Genomic DNA, 9,521 nt, shown 5'->3' with positions numbered 1-9,521 from the left:
ATCATCAACGGCCATCCACAGAGCCAGATCGAGGAACTCATGCCCTGGCGATTCCGGAAAACATCAAGCCCAAACCCATAGGTGATCGGCGAGGCGCTTACGATATACGCTGAATTCGAGCAATCGTACAAAATTGGCCGCACTGAGCTGGCGCAAACATCGATGTCGTACGTAACGCGATACGATCTCAAGCAGGTTCGCGGAGGAAAACGAGTTCGTCACAGCTCTGCGCGCCGGCGAGTAAGGACTGATTGCACGATTGCGAAGCATGAGGGACCATTACTACCGACTTGAGCATCGTTTGGAGGACTGCGATATCCCCACATGAGAGATTGGGTTCGGCACCGAAAGCAGCAATGCCGATCCATCGCGACCCTGAGCTTTAGCCTCCGGACGTTCGGCGCTTGCTTGCCAATCAACCAGCGCCGTCGGGCCAGCGGATCTCGAATCCGCCGGTTCCAATGGGCCAGGCCAGGCCAAAGCCGTTGTCAAACGCCAGACTTAGATCGTTCTTGCTCGTCACCTTCGCACCGACGAGAATTACCTGTCGGCCAGTCCACCGCTGATGCTGGCGGTAGTCGAGCAACTGGCCGATCGCGGCGCGAATCGCGAAGCGCATCGTAGCCGCATCAGCAGGCTTGATCTCGACCATCACTTCCGGCATTGCGTCAACCGCAACCGAAGGTCGTCGCGAAAACAAGCGGGAAAATCAATCCGCGGATATCGCTCGCTGAGAAACGCTACGAACTGTTTGTGCAGACTGTCATGCTGAGGATGGACATTGATCTCGTACTTCCGCACATACCGTTTGTAGACGTCGGACGCTGCCGCTCCAGCCGGTCGGCCACGACCTCCATCATGATCGGGCGATGCCCCGACGGGAGCGACTGGCTCGCCTTCGATAAATGCCTTTACTCTCTTGACGAATGCTCTGGCGGATCGATCTGTCGTATCGTTCGCATACCACCAGCTTGCCTGGCCACTCCACCCTTTGCCACGGTGCCTATCCTCCGGGGGCAGCACGAATGCATTTTCGGCGAGTGTCCTAGCCCTGAACGACCTGATCTTATCCTTGTAGTGCTGGGCGGAAGGGTTACGCCCCTTGAAGTGCTGGCGGTGGCGATACAGTCGCGCACCGCGATACCACCCGACCACCACGCGCGGATCTTTGCCTTCCTCCGGAGCCGTCCAAACGATGTCGATCCCGTCGACAAATTCGTCGTGCTTGCCTGAACCCAGATTCTGGATGCGCACCTGCCGATCCAATTCGCCCTTAATCGTCTCGAAGCGCCGTAAACGTACCCGTCATCGGCTGCAACAAAGTTGCATTCTTCCGCGCAATAACCCTGCTTACTCGGAAATGCCCCGCCACCGAGAGGCGGGTCATCCGCGCTCCGCCCGGCGTAGTCGTTCATCCACGCAACATTGCAGAACAAAATAGGCATTTCTCAACCTCTATGGGACGTCATGACGGATTCGATCGAAAGTTCCTATGTCAGACGAGTTGGTTAGTTGAACCGTTTTGAGGCGAATTCTAATCGAGCCTAATCCAGCTGGTGAATGGTAGATTGTGGCACAACAGCCTTGGCGATTTCACATAGGTGCTTGTGGTGCGTGAGATAGATGACCTGACCTGTGTTCGCCATCTCCCCAAACAATCTGAAAACCTCCTCCGAGCGAATATGGTCAAAGGTTTCCATGATGTCGTCGGCGATGAAGGGAACCGAGGGCCGGAATTGCGCGAACTCGTAATAACCGGCGAGCCTCAGTGCCAGGTAGAGCTGAAAGCGCGCGCCCTTCGAAAGCGCGTCAGCGAGCTTGGATTGCCCGTCGCGCTGCACCGCGATGAGAACCTCCCCGCCTTTCACGGGCTGGGTTGTAAGGCCTGAATACTGCCCACGGGTCATTAGCTTGAATGCGTCTGATGCACGCGCCATCATCCCCGAACGGTGGTTCTCACGGTAGATCCGCAAAGCATTTCCAGCCGACATGATGCCGAGCTTCAGCTCGATGTAACGAACGGCCTTCTCCTCGATTTCCAACAGGGTTGTGCGCCGTTCGGCATCCAGGTGTGCAACCGCGCTGTCGCCGCCGATGGCGTCCAGCTTATCGGCCGCGCGTGTCTGCCGGATCAGCTGTTGCTGGATCATCTCATCGAACTGGCGAAGCCGCTGCTCGCCCTCAGCCTTCTCGACCGTGAGGCTGTCGAAATCGATCGCGTCCAGGATCGAGCGTGCCTCCTCGAATCCGTCGACTGCAAGTTCCGCCACTACCCCTTCCTCAAGGTCAGCGACGGCAGCGCGCAATCCATCCCGCTCGCGCAGCAGCTCATCGCGTTCGACTACTTCGGACAGAGTGGCGACGCCAAAAACGCCCAGCACTTCGTTCTTGCGGCGTTCGTGCGCCGAAATCTCATTGTCGAGGATGTCGCGCGCCTCCTTCAGGCGCTTCAGGTCGTGGCCGAGGCTTGCCTTCGTTTCCCGTGTCCGCTCGGCGCGCTCCAGGCGCTCGGCAAGGCGGATGGCCAACTGCTCCGGCTCGCTATCCTTCGTCGGCTCGTCGGCTTCAACCGCTACGGCGATGACCTCGACCAGAAAATTAGCCCTGTCGGCCGCCATCTTGTCGATACGCAGCTGCAGATCGTCCCGTTCCTGCAGGCTTCTTGACAGTTCGGCCAATTGATCGAGCACAGTGCCGACGCCGGATGCTGAGAGCCCGCTTTCGAGCCAAGTTCCCTTGAGTGCTTCGACAATGCCGGCCAGCCATTCCTCCTCGCGACGCTCCGCCACGCCTACGGCAACCCGTCGGGCCGCTAGATCCTCTTCTTTGGAGCTCACCATTCTGAGCGCCTCGGCATACTCTGCGTCCACCTTGCGCTGCCGATCCAGAAACAGCTCAGCGATGGCCATGATTGCTTCGAGGGTGTCGCCGGGCTCTGATACTATGCCGACGCTTTCCAGCGCTGCTCTCATTTCCAAGCGTATCTGCTCGCCGGCGTCAGCGGCTCGCTCCGCCTTCCTGCGGAGAAGTTCGATCTGCTCCCAGGCAGCGAGCGCATCGCTGCGCGCCTCGATCTGATCCTCGATCCTTTCGATCAGGCGCTCAGACGAAGGTTCCACGGCGTCTCCGAGCAGGTCTCTGGCGGCCGCGCGGATTTCCAACAATTGGGTATCCACATCCTTGCCGAGCTGTGTGCGTTGGATGCCGTTGCGTGACAGGTTGGCCGCGACCTCGGCCAGTTCGCGAGTCGTTGCCCGGATCTCGGCAAGATCCGCCGCGCCGGCCAGCCGGCCCGCGCTGGCAATGTCATCGCGCGCCAGTGCCACGGCGAAATCGTCAGCGGTGTCACCGGTCAGCGCTGCGCGGTGCGTTGCCCACGCATCATCGCGGACACGGCGGATCGCGGCAGCCCCATCATCGTCGACAACGTCGACCGAGGCACGAAGGGCATCCAATCCAGCCTTGAGCATGGCATGGTTGCCCTCGTATTCGGCGAGGCGTTCGGCAAGTACGGCGGTGTTTCTTGCCAGTTCTGACGCTACTGTCTTCCAGGCGGCAATGTGCCCGGCGCTCGGAACCGCGACGTTGGCGAGAGCAAGGGCATCTCCTCTCCATGGACGCAAGCGCGCGAGCGACACCTCCCATCGAATTGTTCCCGCATCTTCTGCCTCGCGAGCCGTCCTGATCTCCGCCAGGTGTCCGCTTGCTCGCGCTTTCGACAAAGCCGAGCCCAGCCTTGCCCTGGCAGGTTCGGGCACTGCCCTTTCCTCGCCGACCCGCTGCCTTGCCGCCTGCAGCGCATCGAGTGCTGCCGCCGCCTCGTCGCGGGCGGCGCGCACCCCGGTAGCAATCCCGGACCTCTGCTCGACCATAGCGCGAACGACGCCAACGGTGACGGCAGGCAGAAGCAGCGCGGCAGGATCCGGCTCGGAAGATCGACCCAAGGCGGCTAGGCAGCTTGCCACGGTGTTGTTGAGGATTTGCAGCCCCATCCTGCGAGTGGGCAAGTCAAAGCCAGCCGCGGTATGGCGCACTTTGCTCTCCGCAAGCCCGCGGATTCGTTCGGAAATCGACAGGATCGATTCATCCTCATCGACCGCAGTGACTTTTGCCGCCAAGCGCTGGACCTCGTCGATGTTTGCGGACAGCCGCGTTCTGAGGCTGGCATCGTCATCGATGAGTCCGGTGACACTACCCGTCCACGTGCGAGCTGGGGAGGCGATGTCCGGCAGCTCATTCAGCCGGGCAATCTTGCGCCGGATATCCGCCCGCATCGGCGCAGCACGCACGTAACGAGCAATGGTATCCAGCCTGGCCACCAGCACCGCTCGGTCACTGATGGTCCGGTCGTATTGCTGCGCTGCATCGAGACGTTCGGCCTCCAGGCCCTCGTAGGTTGATGCAAGGGTATCGATCGCATCCCTGCGCGACTTCACGTCAACAAGGCGCTTCTTCAGGAGCGCCAGTTCGGTGCCATGCGCCTGCTTCCGATACAGAGCGTCTGCTTCGGCCTCGAGGGTGTTCAACGTATCACTTGCGTTCCCAAGACCGGCGCTTGCCGTGAAGAGGAGCTTGCCGAGGTCGCCCCGCGACTCCAGAATCGACTTCCCGCCCGCTTCCAGCGTCTCGTCATCGAGTGAGAACATCGTCGTGTAAGCGTCACGCGACAGTCCGGCGAGATGCGCCGTGATCGCCACGTCGCTCACCGGTTGGCCCGTCGCGTTCAATAGCGAATTAGTACGCTGTTTCGTACGCGTGAACGTGTGCTCGGAGCCGGCCAGTTCCAGCACGCCGCCAATGCGCATGGCGCTGTACTCGTGCAGGAAGTTGTAGCGGCTCCGTTCCTCGATGCCGAACAGCAAGTCTAAGTAGGCGGAAAGCGCGGTCGATTTGCCGGCCTCATTCAGGCCGAACACGATATGCAGGTCAGGTCCGGATTCCGGTTTGGGTCCGAAGTCGATCGTACTATTGGTGAACTTTCCATAGCGAATGAGGTCAAGTCGCCGCAACCTCATGACGATCCACCGGACTTAAGGCGGGCAGTGACCAAGTCCGCACCCTTGGAAAGCACCTGATCGAGGAACTGCTCCAGCCCGGCTTCGTCCTTCCCAGCAAAATCCCGTCCGTCGGCCGGAAGGTCGGCGACCATCTTTTGGACGAACGCCCTCGCCTCAGCGCGGAAGGCCTCCGAGGTGGCATCGGCACGCATTGATTGCCCGAGTTCGAAAATCGGATCAGCAATATCCTCGGCGGTCTCCGTCCGAGGCGGCGCGAGGTCAAGCTCGAGCTTCTCCACCCACGTATGGCCCAGCTGTTCCGCAGCCTGTTCGGCTTCGGCAAGAAGGAGGTCCCTGTCGCGGATCAGCGCCCATAACAATGGTGACGTCCCTCTCAGGCCAACGCGGGCCACAGCATGACGCGATCGGACGGTGGCCCGCATCTCTTCGAGCGCGAAACGAATACGCGCGACGGCCTCGGGCCACTCCACCGCCCCGGTAAGGTCGACGCTCACCCGTTCGAACTTCGCAACGCTGGTCAGCCGTTCCTCGATCTCCACCGAACGGTCGTCGCGCACCGTCACCAGGGTGACTGATTTCTCACCCGCCTCGTTAATATCCCTCCCCTGAGGTATTCCCGGCATCACCACGGTGCTTGCGCCGGAATAGACTTGACGAACATGAATGTGGCCGAGGGCCCAATAGTCGAAACCGTGGGCGTGCAGGTCAGCGATGCTGCAGGGCGCGTAAACGTCGTGACCGGGCGATCCAGCCAGACTGGTATGCATGATGCCTATGTTGACGGCCCCTTCACGAGCAGCCGGATATTTGGTCAGCAGGCTGTCCGGGGCCTTTGGGTTCGCAAAGCTCAAACCGTGGAAAACGATGTCCAGACCGCCGGCTGTCTGCAATACCGACTGAGCACGACCGCCGAAGATGGTAACGGTGTCGGGAAACACCAGCTGTTTGGAAATCCGCGACAAGGCGTCATGATTGCCGCGGATCTTGAAAACCCTGATGCCGGTCTGGTGCAGGCGTGTCATTTGCGATGCCAGAAACCGCGCAGTTTTCATCGAGGTCTGCTCGCCATCGTATAGGTCGCCAGCAATGACCAACGCGTCGACTCGTTCCTCAAGGCAGAGATCCACTATCGAAACGAATGCCTGGCGGCTGGCGTCGCCCACGAGCCCGGCAAGATCGGGATTTCGCATCGCCAGCGAACGAAGCGGCGAGTCGAGATGAATATCGGCCGTGTGTACGAATCGAAATGCCATTCGGCCTTCGCCAGGGAAAGAGGTGTTCTGAGCTCGACTGAAATTGCAGCGAGGTCGCTGCAACGCCCCATTACACTTCGGCTAATTTCTCGCTCGTGGAGTCGCCGACCACCAACAAGCCGTCTTGGGACCGTAACAATCCCTTGGCAACTGAATCGGCGACCGCGGCCGAAATCAGCTGCTTCAATTGTGCGCTTGTGGCTTTGAAGCCCAGCATCCTCGCAACGCCTGTGGCAATTTCTTCCTCTGTCGCACCGAGATTGGATTTCACGACTTCCATAGCGCCTTGGGCGACCTCGTCCTGCGCAATCATTTCGGGCTTGCGCAATCCAGCGGACACGACCCCACTGCGATCCCTGAGACGAACAGGAGCACTTGGCTTGAAGCAGAAGTTGCCTCGACGGGCTACTGCACCACCTCTCTGTGCTATGCTTATCCCCCGCTCGATTGCATCCTGAATCCTGCCACCGGCCCGCTGAAGACCCCAGGCGTCCCGAATACGCGAAACTATTTCGTCGACATGGATTGGCGTTTCTGTAGCCACGACCTGCTCGACCAGTCCGGCCATGATTCCGCTGGGCGTCTCGTGGAGTTCGAACGATCCCGGTCGCTTTAGTTCGGCCTCTTCGTAGGCTCGATTGGGTGTCTCGGATCCGTTTGTGCTTTCGAGACCGATTTCCGTCACGTTGCCTCTGTCAACCGTAACAACCTGCACGGCTACAGCTCGATTTCTCTGGACCCCCAATTCGGCCCGCTCATCGAGTTCCTTTCTGGCAGCCTCAATCGCTATTATGGTTCGCTCCAGCTGCTCACGAGGTCGTTGGAACCAGTCAGCGCTCCAGATCCGATGAATAATCCAAGCATGGTCTTCCAGAACAGATTGCCGTAGCCGGTCACGATCTCTGGCAGAGCGAGATGAATGATATTCCGCGCCATCGCATTCGATGCCAAGAATATAGCGGCCTGGCCTCTCTGGATCCGCAACAGCGAGGTCGATGAAGAAGCCGGCAATGCCTACCTGAGCATGAACCTGATAACCCTTTTCGATCAGGGCGTTGGCTACCTGTTCTTCAAAGATTGAATCCATTTCGCGAACCGTGGCTTGGGCAAGCGAAATTCGCCCTGTTCTCGCGTAGTGCAAGAAGAGCTTGAAGGCGAAGATGCCTTTCCCTTTGCCACGCTCCAGGTCGATGTCCTCGTCTGTGATGGACGCGAATACTTCGCAGCTGCGCTTGGCGCGGCTTATGAGGACGTTGAGCCGACGCTCGCCGCCTTCCGCGCCAAGAGGGCCGAAACGCATGGCCATGTATCCCTGCGCATTCTTGGCATACCCCACCGAGATCATGATCACGTCGCGCTCATCCCCTTGAACATTTTCGAGGTTCTTGACGAAGAATGGCTCGCTTGGATGAGCGTGAAAGAATTCCTCGGTGTCGGGATTTAGTCGCCGCAGCGCTTCGAGTTCATCTTGGATCGCGCGGCGTTGGCTAACCGAAAATGTTGCAACGCCTAGAGTCTCTTGCGGGTTCACCTTCGCATGACGGATGATCGCTTCGGCTACAGCTCTCGCCTCTACCGGATTGGTTCCTGTGCCACCGGAATCGAAGACCCCCTCCGGCACATGATGAAACCGCAATCCCATACCTGCCTCTTGGGTATAAGGGCTTGGCACGATGAAAAGCCGGTTCTCGTAGAACTGGCTGTTCGATACTGCGATTAGAGATTGGTGACGGCTACGGTAGTGCCAGCGGAGCATACGCTGCGGCAAGCCGCGGGCCGTGAACAGGCCGAGGATGCTTTCAATGTCGGCGACCTGCGCGCCCTCACCCTCGTCATCGTCAGACTGCGAGCCTGTCATCTTCGCGAAGAAGGTCGTGGGTGGAAGTTGGCGTTCGTCGCCAACAACGACCACCTGATTGGCCCTGGCGATCGAGCCAAGCGCGTCCACGGGTTGTATCTGAGACGCCTCGTCCATCACGAGCAGATCGAAGGACATCCGGCCGGGCGACAGGAATTGCGCCACCGAAAGCGGGCTCATCATGAACACTGGCTTCAGTGCCTGGATGGCAGGGCCTGCCTTCTGCATCAATTGCCGGATGGGCATGTGGCCTCGTCTGCGCGCCATCTCAGAACGAAGCAGTCCGACAGGTCCAGCTCCGCCGTCTCTTGAAGGAATTTTCCGGTGATGAGCCGTTACAACTTCGATGGCGCCGGCCTTGATGCGCCGGCGGTCCAGATCTGCGAAGTCACGTACAGCCCTCGAATGCAGTTCTCCGTCGAACCTTGCCAGCTCCGGCTCATCGGTCGCCATCGCTAGAAACATTCGCTCGTAGTAGGCCATATCAAAAACTGATCGCGCCGATCCTGTTGTGATCTCGCCGTTGGCCAGGCCGTCTATCAACTGTCCCAGTCCGGCCTTGCGCGCTGTTTCAGACCGCTCTTCATAGGCAACCCATTTCGAGAGCTGCTCCTGATGATCGAGCCAACCCTCAAGTCGAGAAACGACCTCGCCTATCGCGACGTCCGGAAAATCGTCTACTCCAAACAACGAGGAAGCATCGGCTTTCAAATTGCTTGAAAGCGCCTTCAATTCCTGCGCTGCCGCTTGGGTCGCTTCACGTGCTGAACGAGCCGAGTTTGCGATCGCGATTCTTTCAGGCAACCGCGCAGCCAGATGTCGGATCGAGCCATTTTCTTTCAGCCAAAGCTCGGCTTGCGTGAGAGCGGCCCAATCGGATCCTCGACCCTGCCACGACGAGCCGAATGCGAACTTGCCAAGGCTTTCCCCGGCATCGATCTCTTGAGCAAGCGCTTGTAGTCTGCCTAGTCGGCGCAGTAGCTCCACCCGCTCAGTGATCAGATCCGGAGCGTCAGTCAGAACCTGTCGTGACGCATCATCGGCTTGAGCTACAGTGCTCGCCTTCGCTTCCATCAGTTGCAGCGAGGCCCGCTCGGCGGAAGCCACGTCGCCTAGCATGGATGACGCGAGGTGCCCGAGATCGTTCCAGAAACCCTCGATAATCGGCCGACCGATTTCGATGACCTTGCGAACTCGCGCTGCACGCGCGCCGGCCTCGGTGCGTTCCGCCATCCGGCCGGCGATAATCCGAGGTTCGGAGCCCAGCCCCCGTAAAGTGCGCATCCATTCCACTCTCATGATTGCTGACAATGGCCTTTGACATAAGCTGCAGCCCGCCGATCCGATCGGCGGTCGAGGCACTTGTACGGCGGATATGAGGTGCAAGAGGCG

5 protein-coding genes are annotated in these 9,521 nt (G+C 59.6%); all 5 read right to left on the bottom strand.

The window, feature by feature from the left end; genetic code table 11:
* Positions 1-415 precede the first annotated feature (415 nt).
* The 5 genes from NKJ94_RS36525 to NKJ94_RS36505 all read right to left on the bottom strand — a co-directional run bounded on the left by NKJ94_RS36525 (position 416) and on the right by NKJ94_RS36505 (position 9,362).
* Positions 416-652 carry a hypothetical protein gene (locus NKJ94_RS36525; RefSeq protein WP_352517740.1) on the bottom strand — a complete coding sequence of 79 codons (237 nt, stop codon included), beginning with the start codon at positions 650-652 and terminating at the stop codon, positions 416-418.
* The gene (locus NKJ94_RS36520) at positions 652-1,254 is read right to left on the bottom strand and encodes a hypothetical protein (protein ID WP_352491457.1); all 603 of its coding nucleotides are present in this window, start codon (positions 1,252-1,254) and stop codon (positions 652-654) included. Before NKJ94_RS36520 ends, NKJ94_RS36525 begins: the two co-directional genes overlap by 1 nt.
* 290 nt (positions 1,255-1,544) lie before the next feature.
* Positions 1,545-5,015 (bottom strand): ATP-binding protein, encoded by a 3,471-nt coding sequence (locus tag NKJ94_RS36515; RefSeq protein WP_352532526.1) that lies wholly within the window; start codon positions 5,013-5,015, stop codon positions 1,545-1,547.
* A complete protein-coding gene (locus NKJ94_RS36510; protein WP_352532523.1) occupies positions 5,012-6,271 on the bottom strand; it encodes a metallophosphoesterase family protein in 1,260 nt (419 codons plus the stop codon). The genes NKJ94_RS36515 and NKJ94_RS36510 overlap by 4 nt, the downstream gene beginning before the upstream one ends.
* 70 nt (positions 6,272-6,341) lie before the next feature.
* Entirely contained in the window at positions 6,342-9,362 is a 3,021-nt protein-coding gene (locus NKJ94_RS36505) for a DUF3320 domain-containing protein (RefSeq protein ID WP_352532521.1), read from the bottom strand.
* Between the last annotated feature and the right edge of the window lie 159 nt (positions 9,363-9,521).

The sequence above is a fragment of the Mesorhizobium sp. M0060 genome (assembly GCF_040323155.1).
In the GTDB taxonomy this organism is placed as follows: Bacteria; Pseudomonadota; Alphaproteobacteria; order Rhizobiales; family Rhizobiaceae; genus Mesorhizobium.
The sequence above is the reverse complement of the archived record's forward strand: the minus strand, read 5'-3'. Positions and strand labels throughout refer to the sequence as shown.